Genomic DNA, 776 nt, shown 5'->3' with positions numbered 1-776 from the left:
GATGAAGAGCAAGACCGCGATTTAGTTGCTATTGATGCGAGTCATTTGTTTGGTGCGAGTACAACCAGTATTGGTTTCCGCCGTGGCACGTTCCTGCGTTCTTACATGTTTGACTTTATGGAGCGTTTCGCACCGCACTTAACGCGCCCTGTTGTAGAACAGGCTATTTCTCTTAAGTCGAATACTGAAATTGAAGAGATGTTTAAAGACATCGAGCTTCCGGTAAGATAACACTTCATTCAAGTGATGATTCCCCCTACAATCCATCCCAAATTGTAGGGGGAGCTATGCAAACGCAATTTCAATTTATTAATGACTGCTTAATTGAGCATCAACCATTATGGCGATTCGAGCCATTTCAAAGCAGCATTCAACCATCATTACCTTGGCAGGAAACGCACCCTCAGCTTTGCCAATGGTTAGAATCGCTTTCTCCCTCACAAATAGAAAATCTCAAAGCTGACTCAGACCTTGCGTTGGATGAAATCAGTGTGTTTTTGCCAGATTTACCATCCTTACTTAGGCATACACAGTTAGAGTCGATGGCATTAGATGGCCTAGCGCTAGAAAGAGGGTTAGACAGTGGAATCCCAGGGCGCAAGCTAGAACAGATCATGGCGATGGGGGAGGCAGCGATTCAATCTCATCAAGGTGAGGAATGGTTAGAGTGGTGCTCGGGTAAAGGATACTTAGGTCGGATCTTAACCACGCAAACCGATCAACCAGTGACCAGTTTTGAATATCAACAAGCGTTATGCGACTCCGGCCAACAAGCC

2 pseudogenes are annotated in these 776 nt (G+C 45.4%); both read left to right on the top strand.

Annotated features, from left to right (window positions below):
• A pseudogene (gene cysB, locus R8N49_RS26565) lies at positions 1-231 on the top strand (HTH-type transcriptional regulator CysB); the annotation flags it as partial.
• A 56-nt stretch (positions 232-287) separates the two neighbouring features.
• A pseudogene (locus R8N49_RS26560) lies at positions 288-776 on the top strand (SAM-dependent methyltransferase); the annotation flags it as partial.

It is taken from the genome of Vibrio sp. 1978 (assembly GCF_033344345.1).
This window is presented reverse-complemented; position numbering and strand designations above follow the sequence as displayed.